General features: G+C 50.9%; 16 protein-coding genes and 5 tRNA genes. 12 read left to right on the top strand and 9 right to left on the bottom strand.

Annotation, left to right across the window (positions count from 1 at the left end):
- Positions 1-505: 505 nt before the first annotated feature.
- A complete protein-coding gene (locus ACI0FJ_RS01470) occupies positions 506-997 on the bottom strand; it encodes a hypothetical protein (protein ID WP_424298084.1) in 492 nt (163 codons plus the stop codon).
- Between the two features lie 557 nt (positions 998-1,554).
- Between ACI0FJ_RS01470 and ACI0FJ_RS01465 the strand changes: the two genes are divergently transcribed.
- Together ACI0FJ_RS01465 and ACI0FJ_RS01460 are read left to right on the top strand one after the other, a co-directional pair.
- Positions 1,555-3,876, top strand: coding sequence for a methyl-accepting chemotaxis protein (locus ACI0FJ_RS01465; protein ID WP_424298082.1), 2,322 nt, complete (start codon positions 1,555-1,557; stop codon positions 3,874-3,876).
- A 420-nt stretch (positions 3,877-4,296) separates the two neighbouring features.
- Positions 4,297-5,337 carry an IS481 family transposase gene (locus ACI0FJ_RS01460; RefSeq protein WP_424298080.1) on the top strand — a complete coding sequence of 347 codons (1,041 nt, stop codon included), beginning with the start codon at positions 4,297-4,299 and terminating at the stop codon, positions 5,335-5,337.
- Positions 5,338-5,722: 385 nt separating this feature from the next.
- Here the strand turns inward: ACI0FJ_RS01460 and ACI0FJ_RS01455 are convergent, their stop codons facing one another.
- Positions 5,723-7,537: a chloride channel protein gene (locus ACI0FJ_RS01455; RefSeq protein ID WP_424298078.1), complete on the bottom strand. Its 1,815-nt coding sequence runs from the start codon at positions 7,535-7,537 to the stop codon at positions 5,723-5,725.
- Complete coding sequence (locus tag ACI0FJ_RS01450) at positions 7,538-8,488, bottom strand: bifunctional riboflavin kinase/FAD synthetase (protein ID WP_424298076.1); 951 nt, start codon at positions 8,486-8,488, stop codon at positions 7,538-7,540.
- A gap of 186 nt (positions 8,489-8,674) precedes the next feature.
- On the opposite strand from ACI0FJ_RS01450, the gene ACI0FJ_RS01445 reads away from it, so the two are divergent.
- The 3 genes from ACI0FJ_RS01445 (at position 8,675) to ACI0FJ_RS01435 (ending at position 9,462) form a co-directional block, all read left to right on the top strand.
- Positions 8,675-8,761 (top strand) — tRNA-Leu (locus ACI0FJ_RS01445).
- 383 nt (positions 8,762-9,144) lie between these two features.
- Positions 9,145-9,231: transfer RNA gene (locus tag ACI0FJ_RS01440), tRNA-Leu, on the top strand.
- Positions 9,232-9,375: 144 nt separating this feature from the next.
- A tRNA-Leu gene (locus ACI0FJ_RS01435) sits at positions 9,376-9,462 on the top strand.
- A 186-nt stretch (positions 9,463-9,648) separates the two neighbouring features.
- On the opposite strand, the gene ACI0FJ_RS01430 is transcribed toward ACI0FJ_RS01435, so the two are convergent.
- A complete protein-coding gene (locus ACI0FJ_RS01430; protein WP_424298074.1) occupies positions 9,649-10,803 on the bottom strand; it encodes an iron-containing alcohol dehydrogenase in 1,155 nt (384 codons plus the stop codon).
- A gap of 291 nt (positions 10,804-11,094) precedes the next feature.
- Between ACI0FJ_RS01430 and ACI0FJ_RS01425 the strand changes: the two genes are divergently transcribed.
- Positions 11,095-12,453: a phosphatidylserine decarboxylase family protein gene (locus tag ACI0FJ_RS01425; protein ID WP_424298073.1), complete on the top strand. Its 1,359-nt coding sequence runs from the start codon at positions 11,095-11,097 to the stop codon at positions 12,451-12,453.
- Positions 12,454-13,401: 948 nt separating this feature from the next.
- Here the strand turns inward: ACI0FJ_RS01425 and ACI0FJ_RS01420 are convergent.
- The 3 genes from ACI0FJ_RS01420 to ACI0FJ_RS01410 form a co-directional block, all read right to left on the bottom strand.
- Positions 13,402-13,478, bottom strand: a tRNA-Asp gene (locus ACI0FJ_RS01420).
- Positions 13,479-13,565: 87 nt separating this feature from the next.
- Positions 13,566-14,183, bottom strand: coding sequence for an ABC transporter permease (locus tag ACI0FJ_RS01415; RefSeq protein ID WP_424298071.1), 618 nt, complete (start codon positions 14,181-14,183; stop codon positions 13,566-13,568).
- Positions 14,184-14,347: 164 nt separating this feature from the next.
- Positions 14,348-15,298 (bottom strand): ABC transporter permease, encoded by a 951-nt coding sequence (locus tag ACI0FJ_RS01410; protein ID WP_424306440.1) that lies wholly within the window; start codon positions 15,296-15,298, stop codon positions 14,348-14,350.
- Positions 15,299-15,554: 256 nt separating this feature from the next.
- On the opposite strand from ACI0FJ_RS01410, the gene der reads away from it, so the two are divergent.
- Both der and ACI0FJ_RS01400 read left to right on the top strand, forming a co-directional pair.
- The gene (gene der, locus ACI0FJ_RS01405) at positions 15,555-16,886 is read left to right on the top strand and encodes a ribosome biogenesis GTPase Der (RefSeq protein ID WP_424298069.1); all 1,332 of its coding nucleotides are present in this window, start codon (positions 15,555-15,557) and stop codon (positions 16,884-16,886) included.
- 82 nt (positions 16,887-16,968) lie between these two features.
- Positions 16,969-17,060 (top strand) — tRNA-Ser (locus tag ACI0FJ_RS01400).
- A 560-nt stretch (positions 17,061-17,620) separates the two neighbouring features.
- On the opposite strand, the gene ACI0FJ_RS01395 is transcribed toward ACI0FJ_RS01400, so the two are convergent.
- Positions 17,621-20,314 (bottom strand): tetratricopeptide repeat protein, encoded by a 2,694-nt coding sequence (locus ACI0FJ_RS01395; RefSeq protein WP_424298067.1) that lies wholly within the window; start codon positions 20,312-20,314, stop codon positions 17,621-17,623.
- 72 nt (positions 20,315-20,386) lie between these two features.
- On the opposite strand from ACI0FJ_RS01395, the gene ACI0FJ_RS01390 reads away from it, so the two are divergent.
- A complete protein-coding gene (locus ACI0FJ_RS01390; protein WP_424298066.1) occupies positions 20,387-20,749 on the top strand; it encodes a molybdenum cofactor biosynthesis protein MoaE in 363 nt (120 codons plus the stop codon).
- 99 nt (positions 20,750-20,848) lie between these two features.
- On the opposite strand, the gene ACI0FJ_RS01385 is transcribed toward ACI0FJ_RS01390, so the two are convergent.
- A complete protein-coding gene (locus ACI0FJ_RS01385) occupies positions 20,849-21,685 on the bottom strand; it encodes a glycosyltransferase family 2 protein (protein WP_424298065.1) in 837 nt (278 codons plus the stop codon).
- Positions 21,686-21,753: 68 nt separating this feature from the next.
- Between ACI0FJ_RS01385 and ACI0FJ_RS01380 the strand changes: the two genes are divergently transcribed.
- The 3 genes from ACI0FJ_RS01380 (at position 21,754) to ACI0FJ_RS01370 (ending at position 26,248) form a co-directional block, all read left to right on the top strand.
- Positions 21,754-22,869: a glycosyltransferase family 4 protein gene (locus ACI0FJ_RS01380; RefSeq protein ID WP_424298064.1), complete on the top strand. Its 1,116-nt coding sequence runs from the start codon at positions 21,754-21,756 to the stop codon at positions 22,867-22,869.
- A gap of 273 nt (positions 22,870-23,142) precedes the next feature.
- Positions 23,143-24,219 carry a hypothetical protein gene (locus ACI0FJ_RS01375; protein ID WP_424298063.1) on the top strand — a complete coding sequence of 359 codons (1,077 nt, stop codon included), beginning with the start codon at positions 23,143-23,145 and terminating at the stop codon, positions 24,217-24,219.
- A 40-nt stretch (positions 24,220-24,259) separates the two neighbouring features.
- Positions 24,260-26,248: a tetratricopeptide repeat protein gene (locus ACI0FJ_RS01370; protein WP_424298062.1), complete on the top strand. Its 1,989-nt coding sequence runs from the start codon at positions 24,260-24,262 to the stop codon at positions 26,246-26,248.

Raw genomic sequence — 26,248 nt, 5'->3', positions numbered from 1 at the left:
TGAGCAGCTTGCCGAAGCCCACCCAAAAAGCCTACGGTTTACCTGAACAATACCTATAAAACTGCAATGACAAGTGCAGAACAAACAGCCGCGAGTCAACGGATATCCAGGCTCCTTGGCTAAGATCAACAGGACTTCATCCGAAACATCCACCCCCTGCTCCATTCAGAGAAAACGGCTACCGGCTCGGCACACTGTGCCCAAAAGATGAAGCGGACCATAGACGTTACGAACACTCAGCCAGAATATCGAAAGGCAAATATGCAAAAATTTATTCCTGTTTTGGGGTAAACAGACGTGGAAAGCTTATGATAACTACAACAACAAATCATGTCAGATTACATAAAAAAGATTTCATTTTCAAAAAAGAAAGTAAAAAAAATTCCACTTTTTTTTCACACAAGCAAGCCTCAGCCTTTGCTCTCCATCTTTCACACGCCGGATGATGAACTATAAAACAGCCCGTCCTACTGGAACACTGCAAAAAATGGCGCCACACAATGATCTATTCCAGCTCTTCCTCTAATCCCTTGGAAGAATCCCGCCCGCAAAGCTCAGAAGCGCGCTGAAGCACATCAGAAGCAGAAACACCTATAGCCATGCATATGCGGTAAAAATCGTACACAGACATCTCCCTGGTCCCAGCCAGCATTTCGCAGATGACGCCAGAAGTAATCCGTCCCCCAAAGCCCTTACCAGCTATCCCCTCCGCCGTCTTACCAAGAATACGGGATGTTTCATATAAAATTTCAGCTACATACTGTTCATAACGAGTTGTAGAGAGCCCAATATCCTTGGCCGGAACATCAAAGACAATCCGCCCCCCGAGACCAGCAAGGATTTTCTCAAGTGTCTTGGAAGTCAGACCTCGTTCATCATCAATGAACCGCTTCAACCCCGCCCGGTCGACACGAAGTTTCAGGGCCACTTGATTCAAGCTGCCCAGCTCGCGCTCCAGTTCCATCAACGCATGTATCAGGTCATTTCTAAAGGACATTTGGTCCCGCAATAGCTTATTAAAGTGCATTATTCCATGTGTCGGTTGACACAAAAGAGTTATTTATATATCGATTTTGACACGGTTTAAATAGAGGAATAAAATACAGTATCGCTTTTAGAAATAACGAAACAGAAACTAGTTATATCCACTAAAAAAAAGTCAATGCAAAACAAAAAAATAACATACACTGAGCAAACAAAAACTTATCAAAAATTGAAAAAACAACGCAAGAGCTCTTTACCAATAAACTTAAAACATATGAAAGATGAAATACAGATGCAAAAATGTCTTCAGCTATGAAGCATACTTATACAAAGTTATCATAAAACCAAAAAAACACATTGCAAATATTAATTTCATTATAAAATTCACCACATCAATAGTAAAATTTCAAGCACGACCTCTATAAATATCAGAACATATCTAAAAAAAGGAAGTATTTTCAAGATAACAAAAAAAATATAACAAAAAACAAATTGCACATCCCCAGTTGATGCTCAAACCGAATAACTGTCACCATTCTGGACAAAACATATCTAGCTAAGGGGAAACACATGTTCAAGAAAAGTGTAAGCACTGTTCTAGTTCTATCCTCAAGCATTGCCATCATTGCAGCAATTACAATAATGGTATTCTATGTCAGCAAATCATCTTATGACATAACGCTCAAGTTAAGCACCCAATCTATAGAGCAGTTTGCTGACAACACAAGGAAATCGCTTGGTGTATATATTGATGAAGCTCAAAATATAGCATCCACACTTGCACTGCAAAAAGTTGTAAAAAATGCCTTGGAGCTGGGGGAAACCGGCCCGTGCCACGAAAGAATGAAAGACAACCTGCGCATTTACGATGAGTATTACTCCATGCTTGTATTCAACAAGGATGGTAAAATCGTTGCTGGCGTAGATGATGCGGGGCAAAGTCTCATTGGAATAGACGTCAGCGCCCGCCCCTATGCCAAGGCGCTGGCCGCAGGGAAAAAGTCATATTTCGGCAAAAAAGTCTTTAAGGCAAACACGGCCAAAAAGGAACTGATCTTCGCTGTCTCTCATGCTGTCTTGGACAATGCAGGGCAGTTTATCGGCGGTGTCGCGGTCTTTCCCAAGTGGTCTCTTTTCACACACGATTTTATAGACAACGTTCGCTTTGGCAAACGCGGATATGGATTCATAATAGATGCTGAAGGAACCTTCATAGCCCACGCTACGGAAAAAAAACTTATTGGGCAAAAACCAGGGCACAAATTCATACACGATGCCATCGCCCAAAAAAACGGAATGCTCTATTACGATTGGCATGGCGAAGAAAAACTGATGACTTTTGCGCAGGTTCCAGCAACCGGCTGGATAATCTGCATGAGCACCTATCCATCGGAGCTGGCAGAAACAGCCATAGCCCAACGCGATGTACTCATTGGCCTTGGTATTGTAGTCATCCTTATCCTGATAGGGCTCATTATTTTCATCGTCCGCAAACTCATTGTTCGCCCGATTTTGAACATCGAATCATTTACAAGCAAGGTTGCACAGGGGGATTTTTCCGTATCTCTGGGCACGGACTTCAAATATGAGCTAGCCCACCTTGCCAACAACATTCGCAGCATGGTTGCGGAACTCAAGCATAAACTGGGATTCGCCCAGGGCCTGCTCGACGGAATGACCATATCATGTGTCGTTATAGATACAGACGAAAAGATCATCTTTGCCAACCAAGCCATACTTGACGTTCTTGAGTACGATGGGAAACCAGAGGACTACTACGGACAAACCCTCAGCCTTTTCTTCTATAATGAAGAAGGACACCCCACCAGCACGGGAAAATCGATTCGCGAACGCCGGGCCATCCAGAATATCCAGCTGGAAACAAAAACACGAAAAGGCAACACGGTGTTCATCCAAATAGATTCGGCCCCGATGTACGATCTGGATGGTAAACTTATCGCCGGGTTCAGCCTGTTCTCCGACCTCACGGAGATAAAAAAACAGCAGAAGCTGATTGAGGAGCAAAACAAAAACATCGGACAAGCCGCTCAAGACGCTAACCAGGTGTCCATTCAGGCGGCCTCCGGCGCCGAAGAACTCTCCGCGCAGGTGGAGCAGGCGAGCCGAGGAGCTGAGGAGCAGCAACACAGAACATCCGAAGCCGCCACTGCTATGGAACAAATGAACGCCACGGTAATGGAAGTTGCAAACAATGCTTCCAACGCTGCGGAACTCGCAGACCGGACAATAGCCAAAGCCAACGACGGAGCCGATATTGTCGCCTCTGTCATTACAACTATAAATGATATCAACTCCAAGGCTGTCGAGCTGAAGTCCGACATGACCCATCTGGGAGAACAGGCAGAGGGCATCGGAGAAATCATGAATGTAATCTCCGACATAGCCGATCAGACCAACCTTCTTGCCCTTAATGCCGCCATCGAGGCGGCCCGAGCAGGCGACGCGGGACGAGGCTTTGCTGTGGTTGCCGACGAAGTCCGAAAGTTGGCGGAAAAAACCATGAACGCGACCAATGAAGTTGCATCTTCAATTGCCGCCATCCAGGAAAGTACCAGAAAGAGCATTGGCAATACTGAAGCCACTTCCAACCAGATATCCAAAAGTACGGAGCTGGTTGAGGATGCAGGGACGGCACTCAAAGAAATAGTAGGGATGATTCAGGAAACAGCTGACCAGGTACACAGCATTGCGACAGCCAGTGAGGAACAGTCCGCTGCCAGTGAGCAAATCAGCCATGCCATGGACGAAATCAACCGCATCTCTTCCAAGACATCGGACTCCATGACCCAATCTTCGGAAGCAGTCACGGACCTTGCCCGACTCGCCCAAGAACTCAATACCATTATCGACAACATGAGGGATCAAAGATAATTCGGGATAATTCCGGTCGTCTTCAAAGCTAAAAAAGGACGCCCCTGACTACTGCCCCCCCTCGCCGATTGGCGAGGGGGGGTCTTATTTAGTCTCCAGTCGGATACGACTGTTTCTGACGGCCCCGAAGGCCAGAGTGCCGGGCATTAAGCTTGGAGAATAGGAAAGCTTACACGCCAAGTATGGAAGAAGTACGTGGAGGCGGTGGATACGCACTCACGTACCGGAAATCGGGGAACGATTCTATGCGCGTCAAAAAAACGTGGAGCGGAGTTTGCGAACCCAAAAATTGCACAGATATCGTTACGTGAAGTAGTTTCGATTTGATCTGACAGTTCCTCTTGAAAAACGAGAGGTTCTCCCTTTTGATGGAAATGTTGAAAGCCATCAAACTGAGCCCTGTGCTCAAAGGAGAACCTCATGTCCAGTTTCAATCACAACGTCATAAAACACAAGGTCGGCCTGCTCAATTTGGCGGAAGAACTTGGTAATGTCTCAAGGGCTTGTAAGCTTATGGGTTTTTCCCGAGACACCTTTTACCGGTACCAGGCAGCCAAGGAGGATGGCGGAGTTGAGGCCTTGCTCGACAAGAATCGGCGCAAGCCGAATCTGAAGAACAGGGTCGATTCGGCCATTGAAGATGCAGTTGTCGCCTATGCCACCGACTTTCCCGCCTACGGACAAACCAGAGCCAGCAATGAACTCCGCAAGCTCGGGACGTTTGTCTCGCCTTCCGGAGTGCGGTCGATCTGGCTTCGGCACGAGTTGCACAACTTCAAGCTGCGTCTTCGAGCATTGGAAAAACTCTCCGCAGAATCGGGAATGCTTCTGACCGAAGCCCAGGTGCAGGCACTCGAAAAAAAGAAGGACGACGATCTTGCCCACGGCGAGATCGAAACAGCACATCCAGGATATCTAGGGAGCCAGGACACGTTCTATGTAGGTACGATCAAAGGCGTTGGCCGTATTTACCAGCAGACCTTCGTCGACACGTATTCAAAATGGGCAGCGGCCAAGCTGTACACGACCAAGACGCCGATCACTGCCGCAGACATGCTCAATGACAAGGTTCTGCCGTTTTTCGAAGAGCAAGGCATGGGCATACTGCGGATATTGACGGATAGAGGCACGGAATACTGCGGTAGTGTGGAGAAGCACGACTACGAACTGTTTCTTGGCGTGTGCGGCATCGAGCACACAAAAACGAAGGCCAGGCATCCGCAAACCAACGGCATCTGCGAACGCTTTCACAAGACCATCCTCAATGAGTTTTATCAGGTCGCATTTCGGCGAACCCTCTACACTTCATTGGATTCTTTGCAGGCTGATCTTGACGCATGGGTTGCCGAGTACAACACGGAACGGACGCATCAGGGGAAAATGTGTTGCGGGAAGACGCCCATGGCAACTATAATCGAAGGAAAGCACCTCTGGACTGAATACGTTTCAAAGCTCAACTAATCTGACAATTGTAATCCGTCAAAAGGGACAGACTGTCAGATCAAGTATGAACCACTACACGTTACGCACGGTTTTGTGGCCTGATCAGAGTCCATGCCCAATACCAGCCTTCTGCCACGTGCCCCAATACGAAATAAATGTTCTTTTGCTCATGGCAGCGTTACGTCTGCTATTCAAATATTAGCGCCCCAATACCCGCATGTCCTTTTTCAGCCTCACTGTTGCGCTCAATCGGAGCCGATCAAATGAACATCCCAACAGCAGCATCTCGAAATGAAATCGTTACAAAAACAAACCCCACTTCAAAAGAAGTGGGGTTTGGCAGCTATCCAAGGTCGCCCTACAGACGACGTACAGTTTTATACAGTCAAAACGTACCAGTGAATCAAAGATTGTTCTGACGAATTTCCTTGATTGCTTTCGAATATGCCTTGAACACGTCTTCCCTATTCAGAATGCCCATGACCTCGGTATCGTCATCCGGACTCAATACAGGGATCTCGCCGTAGTTCGTATCTACAAAAGCCAAAAGCGCCTTATACAAGTTGTCCTGAGGATGCAGGCTGATGGGACGTCGCATCAAATCGCGCACAACGATGAGCTCCATAAGGCAATCCTCAAACAGCACTTTACGAATGTCCTGCAAAGGTAGGATACCGGTAATATGGTCATCAGCACCGCGCACAGGGAAATACATGTTGTTGGTATTGGCCACGATATCGAGCAGCGCCTTGAGCGTCATGCCCTCTTCCAAAACGGTTACGCGCCCCGTCTTGTAGTGGTCGCCCACGTGCATTTCCTCGAGGATGTTGATCGTGGCATCCTCAATATGGGCCGGAGACTCAAACTTGTTGTCCACCTGGTTTTCATACAGCTTGGACTTGCGGGTAAGGATGATGCACAAAGCCGACGAAAGCATAAGGGGAGCCAGCAGACCGTACCCCTGAGTGAGCTCGCAAACCATGATCAGGGGACCGATTGGGGCCTTGGCAACGCCTGCAAAAAAAGCAGCCATTCCCACCAGCACATAGCCGCCCGGCTGGGTAACTACATTAGGGAAATACATGGCGGAAAGTTTGCCGACCATGCCGCCGGATAATCCACCGACAAACAAGGCGGGGGCAAACATACCGCCGGAGAAACCGGAACCGAGCGTCACCGAAGTAGCCACGATCTTTCCGATAAAAATTGCCAGCATCATAAGGATGGGCAGTTGCCCCAAAACAGCCATTTCCAGCCAACCGTATCCGCCTGTGAGCAACTGAGGGAAAACCATGCCCAAAAGGCCCATGCACAGGCCGCCGATAGCAAGTCCCCAGACAATGCCGACCCGCTCGCGAAGCTTGAAAAACACACTGTACTTCACAAAACGAAACGTCTGCACATACAGCCAGCCGCTTATGGAGCAAACCACGGCCAAAGCCACGTAAAAGCCGATCTCCAACGGATTGAAGTGAAAAGTCGGTATTGTGAGAATCGGTGCCGTTCCAAAAAACATTGTGAAAATCGTGTAAGAAACAACAGAGGACAATACCGAAGGGAGTACGGCTTCCGCTTCAAAGTCCTCGTTGTAAATAACTTCGATGGCAGTAAGAGCGCCGCCCAAGGGGGCACGGAAGATGGCCCCCAATCCACCTGCGGCTCCTGCAAGAAGCATAATGCGGCGTTCCCGGGTGGACATGCCGAGTTTATCGGCCACCCAGGAACCTATACCGGCCCCGGCCTGAGTAATGGGACCTTCGCGTCCAGCACTGCCACCGGCGGATATGGTCAGAATGGCAAGGCAGGTCCTGGCAATCCAAATCCTGGGCTTGATGCGCCCGTTCTGCTGGTGGAAGGCCTTGATGGTGGCATCTGTGCCATCCGTGCCGCTATACAGGGTTTCCGGAAAAAATCGTTTGATCATGAAGCCGGTAAACAGGCCGACCACGGTAAGTGCAAGGGGAAGCACCCACGGACGGTATGTACCGGGCACGGAGTGAAAAACCTCCTCCGCTTCTGGTGCCGGAAGACTGAGTCCGGCCCAGACATTGAGACACAAATGCTTGCCTGCTTCAACACCAAGAAAGAAGAGAACAGAAGCAAAACCAGATAAAATTCCGACAACTACTCCCAAAATCAGCCAACGGAACGAGCTGACCTTGCGGTAGGAGCGAACAATATCCTTCCAAAGACGGACGTAACGACGGATCATTCTCATTTAAATCAGGGCCTCCGGAGCGCTGAGGATTTCCCGGCCAAGGGAAACATCCTCGCGAATACGGGCCACAAGATCCTGTGGTCCAGAAAATTTTCTTTCGTCACGTATACGTTGCACAAAATGAATTTTGAGTTCCTGCCCGTAAATATCCTTTTTAAAATCAAGAATATGGGCTTCCACAGACAGTCGTTCGTTGCCGAAAGTAGGGTTAAAACCAATATTGGCTACAGCCATAAGGGGCAGTTCGGACAGCTCCGGGCACTGTACCCAAACAGCATAAACACCAGGTTTGGGAAAAAGTTCGTCCTGCAGTTCCAGGTTTGCCGTGGGAAATCCCAACAAACTTGCACCACGCCCGAATCCTTCGATGACCCGGCCGCGAATCTGATAAAAACGGCCAAGCAAATTTGGAACATCCCACACATTGCCGGCCTGAACCATATCGCGGATACGAGTGGAGCTGACGACTGCACCATCTATGATAACAGGATCAAGGCGTTCAAGAGAATACCCATACTCCTCTCCCAAAGCACGCAGCAGGGTGTGGTCCCCGCGGCGTCCCTTGCCAAATGCATAGTCGTAGCCGATGACCAGATCCTTCATGGCCAGCCCATCAACCAGATATTGTTTGACGAACTCCTCCGGCGGCATGGCAGCCATGGCTTTATCGAAAGGAAGCACCAAGCAGGCTTCCACCCCCATGGCAGAAATAAGCTCCAGCTTCTGTTCAATAAGGGTAATAAAAGGAGGAGTCTTCTTGCCGGTTATGACACGCAGCGGATGAGGCTCAAAAGTGACAACGACACTCAACATGGACAATTTGGCTCCACGCTGAATGACCCGTGAGATGAGCTTCTGATGCCCTTTGTGAACGCCATCGAAGTTTCCGATGGTAACGCAAGAGGCGCTTAATGACTCGGCAAGTTCTTTTGGATCTTTGGCAACGATCATGGCAGGATTCCTTGTGTGGCAAAAACAGTAGCGGGCGCTATTCGCGCCCGGTCTTTGGCTATAATAAAATACCAGCAGGCGCAAGGCGCAAATGATTCCTACTTCGCACGCAAAAAAAAATCAAAAAAATCCAAAAAGGACTTGTCAAAGCGCCCAGTTTTCTCTAAATACTCTTCTCCACACCGCGCCGAAGTGGTGGAATTGGTAGACACGCTAGGTTCAGGGTCTAGTGAGGGCAACCTCGTGGGAGTTCGACTCTCCCCTTCGGCACCAAGAGAACACAAGGGTTGAAAGCTCAAGCTTTCAACCCTTTCTCTTTTGATCCCACCTTTTCCTTATTCCCCCCAACTGCCGCCCCCCCGTAGACAAAGCGTTCCAGCTTCCTTTTTCTCTTCGCATACTTCATTTCCAAACAGACCAGAGAATCGTGCATTTGCCTTCTGTGTAACGCACTTGCCTCTAATGCACGCAAACATTCGCAACGAAAAACAACCCCATAGTGGGTACATCGTTTCGCTGGGCCGATTATACGGGAGGGCTACACAAAGGCCGAGCCATAACCAGATAGCTTTTGGCCCCGGAGATAAGCTGGCAAAGTTTTCACTTGCCTCTTGTCAAACGCTCACGTTTTCTCTAAATACTTTCTTCCACACCGCGCCGAAGTGGTGGAATTGGTAGACACGCTAGGTTCAGGGTCTAGTGAGGGCAACCTCGTGGGAGTTCGACTCTCCCCTTCGGCACCAAAAGAACACAAGGGTTGAAAGTTCAAGCTTTCAACCCTTTCTTTTTGGACTGGCAGTCCTTTCGTTAAAATTTTTCTTGCCGTTCTTGCAATAACTTCTTGTCAAACGCTCGCGTTTTCTCTAAATACTCTTCCTCCACATCGCGCCGAAGTGGTGGAATTGGTAGACACGCTAGGTTCAGGGTCTAGTGAGGGCAACCTCGTGGGAGTTCGACTCTCCCCTTCGGCACCAAGAGAACACAAGCGGAGCGACTTCAATGTTGCTCCGCTTTTTTTCGTCTATCCGCGCCCAAAGAAAAAACGGCAGTACTCTGCTCGTCGTTCCCGCTCCAGAACAGCCCCCGAAGGAAAGGAAGAAGGAGGACAAAAAGTCCCCAGAATCCAACAAAAATCTGGGGACCTCGACCAACCGTATAAACTACAAAGCCCTCTCCAATATCTCCACCAACTCAGCAGTGGTCAGTTCTATGGGGTTGCCCTTCATGCTGCTCGCTTTGGCCGCCTTACCTGCCAAGTCCGAAAAATCATCTTCAGTTACGCCGAGTGCTGCAAGTCTGGGGATGTTCAATTCAAGACAAAGCGCACGTACCCAGCCCGCCCCATCCTCAGCTTCCGAACCGGGCTCCCCAGTAAGAATAACGGCCGCCTCTTTATAGGCTTGCAAAGCCGGACTTTGGGGCATCCGCTCCCGTAGAGCCTGTAGATTCACATCCATGACATGCGGCAATAGCGCTGCACAAACAGCTCCGTGCGGCGCATGGAAAGCTCCGCCCAAAGGCGCTGCAAAACCATGGACAGCCCCAAGCTTGGCATTGGCAAGAGCCATTCCGGAAAAAAGCGATGCCATAGCCATATCCTCACGGGCCAGCACATCACTCCCATCCGCGTACGCACGAGCCAAAGAACGCGCCGCGCGCGTCATCCCTTCACGACACAGCGAATCAGTCAGTGGATTGGCTGCTATCGAGACAAACGCCTCCAAGAGCTGCGTCAATGCATCCATTCCCGTTGATGCCGTAACAGAAGGCGGCATGGAGACTGCCAGCAAAGGATCGACCAAAGCGATATCCGGAATCATTTCCGTTGAACGCAGGCTCACCTTCACCCCATGCTCGGGGGAAAGCAGAACCGCATTTGCCGTAACTTCCGCTCCGGTGCCCGAAGTTGTGGGCACGGCAATAAGCGGAACAGGAGGATGGTCCAACGGCATGCCGTCGCCCACAACTTCAAGGTAGGAATAAACGTCCCTGATATTGGTCAGAAGTGCAGCCAGGGCCTTTCCAGCGTCCATTACACTCCCGCCACCGACGGCTACGACCAGATCGCAACCAAGGTCGCGAACCCGTCCTGCTTCCAATTGTATGCTTTTGGTGTCGGGCTCTCCGGAAATAGGGACAACATGCGGCTGAAGCCCAGCTTCAGCCAGCAAGTCACGAAGAGAGGCCACCCTCTCCGGGTTCCCCCCACAGACCAAACAGACCTTGGTCCCCTTCCGGCTTGCGTATCCGCCGATACCTTCAACACTGCCGCGGCCAAAAACGATTTGGGATGCTGTAGAAAAATTGAATTTCATTGTTTTTAATTAGCATTCAGCACACACAGGTTCAACCACTATCCCTTCCGATTAACAAAGGCATGCTCTGCAGCCATGTTCCTTCCACGGACGCCGACACAGGGCGTGTCCTCCCGCGGCCCTCTTCCCTTTTTCCCAAGCACTAAAAAATGGACCAAACATAAATATGAATGCTCTTTTACGTAGAGATACCTCCCCATATAAGATATGCTCAATTGAAGAATTTTTTTTGGACTTACAGCGATCTTAACAGCCCTCTTTCCTCAACCTCGTTTACTGCAGGGAGATGTCATGCAAGACAAACTTTTTTCAAAAAACAAAGTAACAGTCTTCGTCATTTCAGCAGTTCTCTTTTTTTGCGCGTCACTGTCTGCAAGGTCAGCAACTTCCGACCAGCCGACTCCGTACAAGGTCGGAGAATGGTTGCCTTCGGATCAGACAACTCTGGAGGACTGGCAGACGAACATAATCCGCGCGACCAAGGCCAAAGGGGATGTGCCGCTGATTCCTGTTATTCAGGAATTCAAAGACCTCATAGAAAATGATCCGCAACTCTTCATGCTTTTTACCCAAATGTTCCAACAGATCCCGACCAAGCCTCCCTATAACGAGGACCCGACCAAAAAACCGCAGGTTCGAGACTATAAGCACATGCTGCAGCTGTTGAACACCATCATGATGCGTGCTCCCGAGTTCAACAGAACCGGGCTGGTGGGGTTTCCCATCAATGCGATTCTTGACTGGCCCATGGGCACACCAGCCGGAACTGTCGCTTTTCTCAATAGCAAGGTGAATCGCCAACTTAAAAAGATACTCAACCAGTGGGCAGTATTCCTCAGCTCACCGGAGTCGTGCTATGTACTCAACAACGACCCGAAACACGGCTGGTTCGGCCGCGACGCAATGAAAGCCATGCCCACGTTTGCCGATGATTTTGTTTGTGATCCGAAAAAGCCGTATTGGGGTTTTACTTCGTGGGATAATTTTTTTACCCGCGTTTTCCGAGAAGGCCGTCGCCCGATTGCATCACCAAAGGACGATGCCGTCATTGCCAATGCCTGCGAATCCGCCCCCTACAAATTGGCCCACAAAGTAAAACTAAGCGACACTTTCTGGATCAAGGCCCAGCCGTATTCACTGGTTCACATGCTCGGGGATGAAAAACTGGCCAAACAGTTCGAGGGCGGAACCATCTATCAGGCCTTCCTGAGCGCGCTCAGCTACCATCGCTGGCACAGTCCGGTCAGCGGAACTATCGTCAAAACGCAAAACATCGACGGCTCATACTACGCCGAAGCACAAAGCATGGGGTTTGATCCGGCAGGGCCCAACGAATCCCAAGGGTACATCACCCACGTTGCAACCCGTGGATTGGTGCTCATCCAAGCGGACAATCCCGATATCGGCTTGATGGGCGTAATGTTTGTCGGAATGGCCGAGGTCTCTTCCAATGAAATAACCGTCTACCCCGGGCAGCACGTAGAAAAAGGCGATCCCCTCGGCATGTTCCACTTTGGAGGCTCAACGCATACACTACTCTTCAGGCCGGGAGTTGAGCTTGAATTCGATCTCCACGGACAGAAGCCCGGACTGCATTCAGTGAATATACCTGTCCGTTCAAGAATCGCGACAGTAAAGAAGACGAAATAGGCTGTACGCTCCACGAACCACCTCAATCCGCAAACGAAAAAGGACCTCAGGCAATTGCTTGAAGTCCTTTTTCTTTCTGGCGGAGCGGACGGCGCAGCTATGCGGAGCCGCCCGCAGGGGCGCGGCACAGGACGTGCCGCGATCAACCCGCGGCCCTTCTCTCACAGGCCGCAAAAAGGAAAAGGACCAATTACAAACGTAACTGGCCTTTTGAGCTTCAAGGTGGCGGAGCGGACGGAATTCGACGATTTTGCAGGACGGCAAAATCGGACGGCGCAGCTATGCGGAGCCGCCCGCAGGGGCGCGGCACAGGACGTGCCGCGATCAACCCGCGGCCCTTCTCTCACAGGCCGCCAAAAGAAAAAGGACCAATTACAAACGTAACTGGCCCTTTGAGCTTCAAGGTGGCGGAGCGGACGGGACTCGACGATTTTGCAGGACGGCAAAATCGGACGGCGCAGCTATGCGGAGCCGCCCGCAGGGGCGCGGCACAGGACGTGCCGCGATCAACCCGCGGCCCTTCTCTCACAGGCCGCCAAAAGAAAAAGGACCAATTACAAACGTAACTGGCCCTTTGAGCTTCAAGGTGGCGGAGCGGACGGGACTCGACGATTTTGCAGGACGGCAAAATCGGACGGCGCAGCTATGCGGAGCCGCCCGCAGGGGCACGGTACAGGACGTGCCGCGATCAACCCGCGGCCCTTCTCTCACAGGCCGCAAAAAAAAAGGACCAATTACAAACGGTAACTGGCCCTTTGAGCTTCAAGGTGGCGGAGCGGACGGGACTCGACGATTTTGCAGGACGGCAAAATCGGACGGCGCAGCTATGCGGAGCCGCCCGCAGGGGCGCGGCACAGGACGTGCCGCGATCAACCCGCGGCCCTTCTCTCACAGGCCGCAAAAAAAAGGACCAATTACAAACGGTAACTGGCCCTTTGAGCTTCAAGGTGGCGGAGCGGACGGGACTCGAACCCGCGGCCTCCGGCGTGACAGGCCGGCGTTATAACCGACTTAACTACCGCTCCGCAGTTCAGGATTTCTCCTGAACGAGGAGATGCGTTTATCTTTTCTCGCACGCAGTTGTCAACGACAAAATCGTTCTCTGGCCAAATTCAATACATCCCCCTCTTCCTGTACAGGGCAGCCACGCCAGCCTCCACAAGAAAGAACAAAACGACCGGGACAAAGAGAAAGACTATGGTCAGCGCCGCCCCAACGCTTCTATCGGCCCCGGTCAGGTGTGGAAACAGGTACCCCGTAAACGAAGGAATGGTTCCGCCCCCGATGAGAAACACCAAAAAATACTCGGAAAAAGCCACAAGAAAAACCACAGACCCACCAGCAACAAGAGAGGGCACAAGAAGCGGCAGGTCCAACCGCAAAATTCTGGTCATGGCATCAGCGCCCAGATTGCGGGCGCACAGGTCGTAATCAACACCAACAGCGTGGTAACCGGCAATCAAGGCCCTCAGCATGTAAGGATAGCTGAATGCCGTCAGCACCAGCACCACCCCCAACACTGTATCCGCCAATCCCATACGAATAAACAAGTAATGCACTCCCATGGAGAAGATCATGGAAGGAACCAGAGCCGGAGCAAGCAACACCCCTTCTACCACCGTCTTTCCCTTGAAGTCGTTTCGGGCCAGATGCCGTGCAGGCAAAAGGCTTACCGCAAACGTCAACGCCACGGTCGCCATTGAGTACCCCAGGGAACTCAAAATACTCACAACCAAAGGCATCCCCATATGAAAAACAGCGGCAAGCCCCTGCACTCCGAATCGTGAAGGAAGGATGTCTGGGAAATGCCACCCCGGGGCCACGGCATAAATCCCGAGAACAAACACGGGAAATACGAAGAGAAAAAAGAGAAGCGCAAATACCCGCAGGTTTCTCACAGCTTGCGTTCCTCCTGGTGCATCCGCCCGGCCAACCGGAGGTAGCCTGCGATAAATACGGCGGAAAACAGGAACATCAGGCTCAATATGGCCATTGCCTGCGGCCTGTCCGTCAATTCCCGCTTGAAATACAAATTGTAGATTTTAATAGGCAGCATCTCTGGAACGCTGCCGCCAATCAAAAAAGGGATGTCGAAAGCTCCCACGGCGTATAAGAACAAAATAATGAAGGCGGTATGCAGCACCGGCTTAAGAAACGGCACTATCAGACGAAAGAAAATAATGCTTTCACTCCCCCCGAGCATGCGGGCCGTCTGGACCAACCGAAAGTCGAAGCGTTTGAGCATACCGTAGGCCAGTATGATTACAAAGGGCGCTCCCTTCAGCACATACGCCATAATCAGCCCAAGGCCGTACGGACTATATGTTATGGTCGGAAAGTCCCCTGTCTGCTCGATGGCCCCTAAATGATAGGCAAGAGAGGATAATATTCCGGATTTTCCCCAAAAGACGAGTATGATGAAGCCCACGGCAATGTGCGGCAAAACCAACGGAGCTTTGTAGATTACGGCGTATTTCTGTAATGTATCCGGAAGCTTCCAAACGCCGTACGCAAGAAACAATCCCAACCATACGGCCAGAAATGCCGAGACAAATGCAACCCATAAAGATAATAGTATGGATTTGAAAACATGCGGTTGAGCCAGGGCGGTGTAGGCATCCCAGACACCGCCGTCGTAAGCAAACGGCAGCCACATGCCGAAGGATTGCCCCAAGGCCAAGCATAGGCCCCCGGCAAACAACAAGACCAAAGGAAGTAACGGCAACAGCGGAATAATATGTCTGAATGGAGCTGAAGAACCGGCAGGAACAGCAGAGAAATCCTTTTGCAAAGAGCTACCAAATGGCTTGCCACTCTGTCCGACAACTTTATCCCGCACCCGCATCAATACGCTACTCCAATCGTGGTGATCTCAAAAAAATATCCCGGTACGAACTCCGGCCCGGTAGCCCAAAAGCAGCTAACACCCCTGTCCCAACAATGAATCATCCCTGGCATTACTTCATCTGCCGCAGGGGTTCAACAATGAGAGTTGAATTCGTAGTGGATAATAGGTAGACAGCCACGGCTGCCCGCATTAGCTTGTTGCAATCCAACCTCCGGGCTGGCCAATCAATACAATACATCAGGAAAACAGCATTATGCCCACGACCATTGCCATCGTCGGACGCCCCAATGTGGGAAAGTCCACCCTTTTCAACCGTATGCTGCGGAAAAACGCAGCCATAACCCACGACCAGCCGGGGGTTACGCGCGACCGTATCTACGGTGAAACCTTTTTTGACGACCGGCGCGTAGCACTTATCGATACCGGCGGCATCGAAGTGCTCGATGCGGGAGAAGACCGCATAGAAGAAGGCATTTTCGCCCAAGCACGCGAAGCAGTGGAAGAGGCGCACGCCATCCTGCTTGTAATGGATGGACGTGAAGGCCTTACGCCGCTGGACGAACGTGTGGCCGAATACATCCGCAAGCATAATAAGCCCGTACTTCTGGCCGTAAACAAAATAGATGGCGAAGAGCGGGAAGCCGAACTACTGGCTGAATTTCACGCTCTTGGCTTTGAAATGCTCGGCGTCTCCGGCGAGCATGGACACAACCGCAACTTCCTGCGCGAAGAGCTGGCCAGGCTGATCAAAGACATCCCGGACCAAGACGAAGCCGAAGGCCCCGAACGAGGGCTGCGCATCGCCATGCTGGGGCGTCCCAACGCAGGGAAATCCAGTATGGTCAACGCCTTCATTGGGGAAAAACGGGTTATCGTAAGCCCCATTGCAGGCACCACCAGAGATACCGTGGATGCCACGGTGGACCATAAAGGGAAGCGTTACACCTTTGTGGACACCGCAGGTGTGCGCCGCAAAGCCAAGGTTGAAGGATCATTGGAACGATTTTCCGTTGTTCGGGCACTGACCTGCAGCAAACGGGCGCAGATTGTCATTCTGGTTTTGGATGCCATTGTGGGGCTGACCACTCAGGATAAAAAACTTCTGGATTTTCTGGTCAAGGAAAAGACGCCTTTCCTGGTTGCCGTCAATAAAATCGACCTGATAGAACGCGGCAAACTCAATGAAGTGAAACAATACTTCAAAGATCAGATGCGCTTTTGCAGCCACGCACCGCTGGTGTACACCTCCGCCCTCAAGGGAACCGGACTCAAAGACATCCTTCCCCTGGCCGAGCGTATGTGGAAGGAATGCCAGATCCGCGTAGGCACGGGCGAACTCAACCGGGTGATGCGGGATGCCATTACCCGCCACCAACCGCCGCAGGTCAAATATCGTCGGCCGAAGTTCTACTACCTGACCCAGCCGGAGACTTCCCCGCCCCGTTTTCTTTTCTTTGTGAACAATCCGAAGATTATCAAGGACTCCTACAAACGTTATCTGGAAAACCAGCTGCGTAAAAGCTTCGGTATTGCCACGGCTCCCATCGTAATAAGCTTTCGATCCAGCCATGAGAACAAAGAATAGAGAAAGTATGCAGACAGGGCTTGACATCAGAGCCCAGTCCATTTAGGAACTATCCCTCTTCGACGAGGAGTCGAAGCAACGCGGAGAGATGGCCGAGCTAGGCTGAAGGCGCACGCCTGCTAAGCGTGTATAGGGGAAACTCTATCGAGGGTTCAAATCCCTCTCTCTCCGCCACGAAAGTAAAGGGTTGCAGTGATTATCACCGCAACCCTTTTTTTATTCGGGTTTCTTTCTTATTCGGGCTTCCGTATGCCCCCCTCCATGCCCCCTTCGGGCAAAGGACAGGCAGAGTTCTGAGATGCCCGTCTCCCTTCTGTAATGCCCTTCCTAGCACACAAGAATGCACATTTGCCCACGGCAAAGAGATTCTTGAAGTGGCATCTGCTGACACCATACGAAAAAGGCCACAATCTCGCTAACCAGCAGCAGACAGCACGCATGTTGGGATGTTCTTAACGGGCGACTCGAAGACCACACGGATACTGAGGAACAGCACACGCCCACTCCGAGGACTTATGAGAGGATATAGAACATAAAAAGGCAGCGGACGCCCCAAATCCCGCCTGCATTTCCGGAGATGCTCCCCCCTGTCAGGACAAGTAGCCATGCCCTTCACTCAGCAGAAAACTCAAGCCGCGTATTTCCAGAGCGTCATCAAAAAAAAGGCAGTGATCTTCTTCCCTCCCACATAAAGAGCGAAGGGGCTGGCAGAGAGAGAGACTTATGTATGAAAATCAGCTCTTCTTGGCCTTACTTTTTTTGCCATTCTGTTTGCGCCTGCTGTTCTTTTTACGGTCTTTTCTCGAAGTGACGGCCTTTTCATACTCTTCATTAAAAAGCTGCTCTTTGCGCTTTTCAAAAATTATCGCCGTCTTAAGGGCGGACACTGCCATGGCTACAATACTGAGAATAAGAATAAGCCCTTTCTGCAGCTGCCATTTTTCCTTAAGAAGCAGATCAACAGCCCATCCGGTGATATAATTCTGCATTCCATAAATCAGAAGAGGAACCAGAATAATGGCGACCCCCAGTCCGACCAATTCCATCCAGATGAAGTTTCGCCCCAAAAGCAAAATAAAAAAAGTGGCGTCCCGAATAACCCGCAGCGTCACCAGGCGCCCCTGCAGCACATGTAATCGCTCATCCACCTCGCCAAGATAAACCTGCCCCTTCCGAAAATTCTCAGCAGTGTGCAAATTCTGGGTCTTCAGCCAGTTCAATTTATCCGCACAAAAATTAAAGTCCCGGTTGAATTCCCGCAGCAACTTCGGAAACGGAAACCACGAGGCCTCTCTCTGCACTTCAATCAGCCTTTCAAGCAAAATGGAAACACGCTTTTCCACCACTTTGATTTCACTGGCGACACGTTCCTGCAGCTCTGCTTCCATCTGCATCACGCCGCTTTGCAGCCTTTTGAACGCCACAAAGTTTTCAACCTTTGTAAGACGCTGCAGCACCTCCAGTTTCCCACGGCTTTTTTCAAGAAATTCGTTTTCAGGAGTAAACCACTGAAAGAGTTTGCTTTCGAGCTGTTCCACCTGCTCACGTGCTTCCTCGGCCTCGTTCTTTGCCTCATCCCATATATCCCACAAAGCGTTCATTATATGAAAACGGCCGCGCTCTATTTCCGGATCTATGAGAATGCGGTTGAAGTACATGGCGTCACGAGCAATAAAATCCAGAAGAATCACCATGGCATGCTCGGTGAATCCCATTTTGATGAGACATACCGCCTGTCTGTAAACAGTATCCAACCAGGAAGGCGCAAACTGCTCGGCCTGCTTATAAAGCTGGATGGCCTTTTCAAAGCTCATCTGGGTTTCATAGCAACGAGCCTGGTTCATACTGAAAACGGCCCGCTGCACATCCGTATAGCTCAGTCGCTGCGCTTCTTCGAAGAAAAACAACGCCTGGTTCAGGTCCTCGGCTTCCATGTGCAGCAACGCCTGCAATGAGCGCGGCTGGTAACTGCGTGGATAGCGGACCATGGCCTGAGCCAGAAGGTGCTCGGCATTGCTGTGGTTATTCAGCCTGAGGCTCTCCAAAGCGGCCCATATGTATTCACCTTCTTCGGGGGAAAGATGATCGAACGCTCCTTCCCAATCCTTGCTTCTGCTCCTCCAAAGATGGCTGAAGAGGCGCAACTGAAAAGGCTGGGATATCTCAAAGAGGCAGCGCATATAAACGCCTGACTTGCCTTTATTATCCAAAAGTTCGGCAAGCCCCCCAACTTGGTCTGCACTCAGGATGTCGTCAACTTCCTGTGAAATCTTATCAAAATCGTCCATCCCCAAAGAAACAAACTTTTCCCAGACTTTGGGGCGCAAGGGGATTATCTGTCGCGACGGACAATCGATGGGCCGGTGGGTTTTCAGGCCGCAATAAAAACATTCGCTCTCCACTCCTGCCTGCAGGCGGCGAGGCGCAGAGACATGGAGGCTCCCGCCCCCGGTCCCGGATTCGGCGTCTTCGGTAAGGCTGGCATAGCACCAGTTGTCCAACCCCAATCGCTCGCTGAAATAAGCAACCTGATTGATGTTGAATTCGCTGCCCAAAAGATAGGCATACCTGTAGGTAAGGTAGGGATAATCGGGCGTCAGGCGCTGCCAGTCCAGGTTGACCTTGCGCGGCAGATCCTCGTTGAAATTCCGCCCTTCTTTCTGCACCGCAACCATGGTGCACGGCCAATAATTACCGTCCGGGTCCGACTTGATGGAGTGCACAAGGGAAATCATCTCCTTGCACCAGGTCCGCAGCAGACGCAAATTTTCCAAAGGAAGAATCAGGCAGGTTTCATTGAAGATAAACTTTATGCCCAGCCGCTGGATAATACTTTCGGCGGAGGAAAAAAAATGACGCCATCCCTGCATGAAATCCCTATCCAGGGGATTTCCCAACGGCTTGATGATGAAATACCAGCCAAGGGAGGATTCATAGGAATAGCTGGGATCGGCCTGCAGGGTAGCCCATTCCACATTTGCCACCCCCGGCAGGGTGTTGACTGGATCTGTGGAAAGTCCTGCAATTCCCTTTACGTCCGCCACGCATTTGGGATGAACCAGAACCTCAAAGGAACTGGGGCTGACCATATTCTGGACCGTCAGGTCCGCAGATACGGAAAGGGAGATGGTCATATCCCATCCAACCAGAAACGAAGCGGGAATGACCTGGAAAAAAATATGGAGAGGATTAAGGCGGGCCCAAATCTGCAACCGTGCAAGGGCTTTGAACACTTCGGTCGAGGAAAAGAACCACAAGGCCTGGGAAGGGGCCGAGGTCATCTTGATGCCGCCGTGGTCCTGCAAAGTCTGGGTAAGTGCCTTGGTCATCTGGCCGGACCAGACCACCCACAGCCCGAACCCACCCGATACAATCCGCGATTGTTTCAGTGAAGGCAGGCTTTCCTGCAGCTCGGAAAAACTATACATTAAAAATCCCCGTTACGGGTCAAAACTTCAATTGAGCAACGTCATGCCATCAAATAACCGTGAGGTGCGCTTATGGATATTACGCAAACCATCCAACAATTGAAACAAGAACCGGGCTTTGCCGAAAACGTGGGTATGATCCTGGCTCACAACGGCGTTGTCCGGGGCTGGTCACGCAAAGACCATTCACCGGTCAGTAGCGTGGAAATTACGTCGGACCTCGACCGCATTGAAGAACTTCGCCGGGAGTACGAGAGCCGGGAAGGTATCTTCCGTGTTATTGTCGAAGCCTGCCAGGGAAAACTCCAACTCGGCGACGACCTGCTCTTCATTATCGTGGCTGGCGACATTCGGGAAAATGTCAAAGCCGTGCTGGCCGAGCTTCTGGACCGAATCAAATCCGAGGCCGTCATCAAAACCGAGCACCCGGCTTAAAAGCCACGGATTGCAAACCCTCTGCAACCGACTTCGTACGCTGTCTCCTGTTGATTCCCGACAGGAGACAGCTTTTCATTGCCCGGAGTGTACTGCAAATTATTTTGCAAAAATCGGCCCAATGGCAGACTCTACCATTTTTTTGACGCGCATCGGTTCTACCACACGCCCCCTCTTGAGTCCTCCCCGCACCAGAATACGGGCTTTCCGGCGCAGCTGACGCTCCACAAGACGGCGCGGCTCCTCGGTCAGGACCGGGTCATCAAGAATTCGCAGCAAGGCACGGATACGAAACAAATCCAGCCCGATGAATGACCGGGACAATTGATCCGCATGTCCGCCCTGCTTGACCGTATACGCCTGCTCCACAAGTCCCACCGGAAAACGCAAAGCCACACGCAGCCATAGATCATAGTCCTCGCAGGCGGGCAGATTTTCGTCGAACGGCCCGGCCTGGGTCCAAACCTTGCGGTTAAACATGACGGTGGATGGAGAAATACGGCACATATCCAGGCATTGAGAAAATATCCACCCGCTCGGCTGGACATGCTTGTCCATGGGATTGACGCGCAGGCCGCGCCGGATCCAGATCTCACGGGTCTGGCTGATATCCAGACCGTGTTCCTGCATAAAACAGGTCTGGGCTGCAAGTTTGCCGGGCAAAAAGACATCATCCGAATCCAGCAGGGCAATCATGTCCCCCTGCGCCGCTTCAATTGCCGCATTGCGGGCCGCGGAAACGCCCTTGTTCGCCTGCCGAAGAACCCGAAGCCGCGGGGAATCCAGTCGGTTCAGGATATAGGGAGTCTCATCGGTGGACCCGTCATCAACCACAATAACTTCAAAATCCGGGTAACTCTGCGCCAGGGCAGAACGGATTGCAGACTCGACATTCAATGCGCGGTTGAATGTCGGTATGATTACAGATACAAACATGGCGACTCTGTAGTGAACTCAAACATCCAGCTTTCCTTCAACACGGTAAGGCGGCACAATTTTTCACAATGACGACCGCATCTCCACAAATAGCATTGTTCATTCGTAATTTTTCGCAATATGGAGGCGTTGAACGCGTATGCTTCAACTTCTTCCACTACTTGCAAAACAATGGTTTCTCAACCACTGTATATTGTGGAAAGAATTCCACAAACATCCATGACAAAAGAATAAATGAAATAACTTTTCCTTTCCGAGGCCGTTTATTCAAGGAAGTCAGCTTTTGGCTGGCCGCCCAAAAAAGGTTGTCCGCACTGCCGAAGTCAGTTCGTTCCATGGCCTTCAGTCCGGTTCCGGGATGCACTGCATACAGGTCCGGCGGTCCCCATGCGGACTTCATGCGCCGCTCGCTCAAGGCGCAGCCTTCAACCTCCGCACGCCTGCAAAAACAAGTCAAAAGATTCATCAGCCCAATCAATCATCTGCTCGTCAGTTTTGATCGGAAAATATACACCCATCCCGGAACAGCACACTTCATAGCCCTTTCCCCTTTCATCAAGTCCGACATCTGCCGCAGTTTTCCAGAAGCCGGACCCAAAACATGCGTTATCCCCAACGGCATCAACAAAAACAAATTCCATCCTCTGAACGCCGAAGAACGCAATGCTGCAAGAAAAGAATTCGGCCTACCTCAACACGCCAGGATAATAGGCTTTTGCTCCACAAACTTCGAATTGAAAGGGTTGTACCAACTTATCAATTCCATCCCCCATCTCACAGAAGATGTTATTCTGGCGGTAGCAGGAGGAAGAAACAGCCAAAAATATGAACAGCAGGCAGAAACTTTAAACATAAAAGAGCGCATTTTTTTTCTGGGGAAAATCAAAGACATGCCTTTGTTCTATAATTCACTGGATGCACTCTGTCATCCTTCGTTCTATGACACATTCGGCAATGTTGTAGTTGAAGCTCTTGCCTGCGGAGTTCCCGTCGTAACAACAGAATTTGTTGGAGCAAGCAGTTTCATACAAGATGGATACAACGGTTTCATAACAGATCCACTCTCTTCAAAATTACTCGCTGAACATTTGCAAAAGAGCTTGCAAATCCACAAGGCGGCATCAACAGATTGCCCTTCAGAAGAAGAAATCTTCGAGCAATACGCTAAAATCCTGACGGAATAGTCCACCTTCCAAAAGTAAACACCACCATGTTGCCGGTATAATTTTCGCACAAACCGGCGCACCTTCTCCATGCCGAGAGGCATTATATTTTCTCATGCTTTTTTCTGGAAAAATTTTTTTCTTATAATCCCAAGTGGTTTCAAGAAATTAGCCTTCTTCTACTTTTTCCCCATCCGGGTTGTCATCAAACCTGCCTTGTGGCAATATTATGATGTAATTGTACGGTTTGGTCTTTCCCTAAAACTTTGTTGTATGTACGGGAAACATTCCCCTATGAACTGCATGCGTACCCTTTTGACGCTCGTCTGTTTTTTGTTCCTGCTTACTGCCCTGCATGCTGCCGACGAACGCTATACTGCAACGGGCATGAGCTTTTTTGAACCGGGACGAGAGGTCGTCGCCAGAGAAAAAGCGTTGTTCGAAGCAAAACGTGCTCTTCTGGAAAAAGCCATAGGTACGCAGATAACTTCTTCCACGGAAGTGCGCGACTTTATGACCGTGCGCGACCAGATCATGAGCCGATCATCCGGCTATCTCAAAAACGTAAAGATCCTCAAAGAAGAAAAAAACGATTACGGCGCCATTGAAATAACCATTGAGGCTGGCGTGGAGATACCCAAGCTCTTGGACGATTCCAAAAAGCTTACAAGGCTTGTCTCCATGCAGCGTAACCCCAAAGTCGCCGTACGAATCTCCCCAAATGTAAAGCCCAACGACCGCATTGCCGCGGAAAAGGCAGCCGGACGCATTACCGCAAAGCTTCAAAACAGCGGCTTCACCGTCATCAAGGTTGCTGAAAGCGAAGGCACGCCCTCCCTGCTTCTGGATGTGGGAATTGAAGCGCAGTCCTCATCTTCCACGTTTCAAGACATCACTCTCTCAGTCAATGAAGTCAGCCTGACCACCTCCATTCACCGTCCGGACGACGGTAAAGTTCTGGCTACAGCAGCCAACGTGCAGACTGTTCCTGGCGACAACCGCCTCATGGCTCTGGACAAAGGATCAGTAAAGTGTGTGGATGCAGTCTGGCGCGATCTCTCTGCCAAGCTGACCCAGGCATGGGAAAATGAAATTTTCGGACAAAGGGGAATTACCCTGCGCATCGCCAGCCTGCCCGACCATGCCTCGGCCAAAAAAGTTGCGGAAATTCTCAAAGCCGATGTACCGGGAGTGGCTGCTGCCAGCCTCATTAAATATAATAAAGGCAAAGGCACCTATTCGGTATCCTACAAAGGATGGCCCGATTTTTTTATCAACGAAATAACCATGTCTTATTTTCAGGATAAGTATTTCCGCTGCAAAGTGACCAAGACGTCAGGTGATACGATAAACCTTAAGTACCTTAAATAGAGCGGCTGGGAAAACCGGCCTGCCGTCCAGGGGGGAAGTGATGAGACATTTTTTCAAGGCCGCCATTCTTTGCTTCATGCTTTTGGCTCTTGTAGCCTGCAAAGCGGGTAAACAAGACTATGAAACAGGCATGCAACTCGCCCAAAGCGGCAAATATGTCGACGCCATTGCCTACCTCGAACAAGCCATAACCAAGGAACCCAAAAACAAGGAATACAAGCAGGAACTTGTGCGCCTGAAAGGAGAGCTTGTAGGACAGTACGTCAGTGACGGGCAATCCGCACTTGCCATCGACCCGCTGACCATAGAGGCCGTGGACCAGGCAAAGAACGCCCTGGGCAAGGCCAAGCAAATAGATTCCGGGGCTCCGGACGTACAACATCTGGCCCAGTCCATAGCCGACAAGGAAACAGGCCTGCTTACCAGGGTCAAGCAGCTCTATGCCGATGCGCAGAACGCCATGTTCGCAAACGAATGGACCAAGGCCTATTTCGATCTGCAACAAATACAATCCACATTCCCCAACTATGAAAAAACAGCCCAGCTGCTGGCCCAAACCCAGAGGGACGGCGGCAAATTCTACTATGAAAAAGCCCACGAGCTGTTCAAGGCTGAAAAATTCGATGAAGCCATCCCCCTGCTGCGCAATGCCCTAGCCCTGGACTCCGGTTCTGCCCAGGCTCGTGAAATGCTGGCACTGGCTCAAAATAACAACAGCAAGGGCTACTTCATTCAGGAAGGAAACGACGCCCGCGTGGCGCAAAAGTGGGACCGTGCCGTGCAGATGTACGAACGTGCCCTTTCCTTTGGGCCGGATGCAAAACTCGAAAGCCTGATCAAACACGTCAAACTCAAGGCCGGAGAATTCTACGTACAGGATGCCCGGGGCAAGATGAACGACGGCTGGCTGCTCAAGGCCATCCAGACCTATAATCTGGCTGCGAAATATATGAGCAGCGGTTCCGACTTCATGCTGAATTCTCTGAAAACCGATCTGGTGAAGCGCTCCGTGCTCCTGGCTGAAGGCTTCAAAATGGACGGCAAATACGGCTCGGCCTGGTACTGGTACGAACAGGTCCGGATTATCGATCCTGCTTATCCCAACATCTTCTTTCTGGTGCAGGAAATGCAGGACCGCATCCGTCAGAGGGTCCAGAAATCCATCGCGGTTTTCGACTTCGGCAGCCCCAGCGACCATAAGGATGCCGGTGTCATCGTCGCCAACAACCTCATCACCTACCTGTTCAAAAACGCCTCGGGCGACATCAAGATTCTGGAACGCGAAAACCTCAAGTCCATCCTCGAAGAGATGAAACTCGGCCAAATCGGCGTTGTCACCGAAAGCACGGCCAAGGAAATGGGCCGGGTATATGGCATCGACGTTGCCATCATGGGCAGCGTGCTGCTGTACAGGGTCGATTCGTCCGTTTCGCAGGGCGTCAAGACGGTCCGCTACAAGGTCGGCGATAAGATTACCGACAATATCGAGTTCCTCAACTGGAAGGCAAAGCATCCCAATCCCAACAAGGAACAGTTGGCTGCAGCTCCCCAGGCCAAAATCGTTTCCCCGGAATATGCGGAAAAAGACTATGCCGTGGCTGAGCACAAAAAAGTTGCTTTTGCCCAGCTGTCCTTCCGCATTGTGGACGTAGCCACAGGCGAGAACGTTCAGGTCAAGACCATTGAACGCCGCCGTGTTGTGCAGGATGAAGTCAGCGCTGGCGTACGCGAAGCCAACATTGAGTACGATCCGCTGGTCATGCCCACGGACACCGAACTGCTCCAGGGACTGACCGAAGAAGTGGTTGCCGAAATGGGCCAGGAAGCACTCAAACCACTGCGCAACCTGGAACAGGTTTACTTCAAACAAGGTGAGAACTACATCCGCCGTCGCGAAAACATCGTAGCTGCGGAAAAGTTCGTGGATGCCGTGTTCGACGAAAAGATGAAGGGCGTGAATACTCCGGTATCTTCCCTTTCCAAGTCGAACCTGGAGCAGATATTCCTGAAGTATCGGGTAGCTTTGTAG

It is taken from the genome of Desulfovibrio sp. 7SRBS1 (genome assembly GCF_049723905.1).
In the GTDB taxonomy this organism is placed as follows: domain Bacteria; phylum Desulfobacterota; class Desulfovibrionia; order Desulfovibrionales; family Desulfovibrionaceae.
The sequence above is the reverse complement of the archived record's forward strand: the minus strand, read 5'-3'. Positions and strand labels throughout refer to the sequence as shown.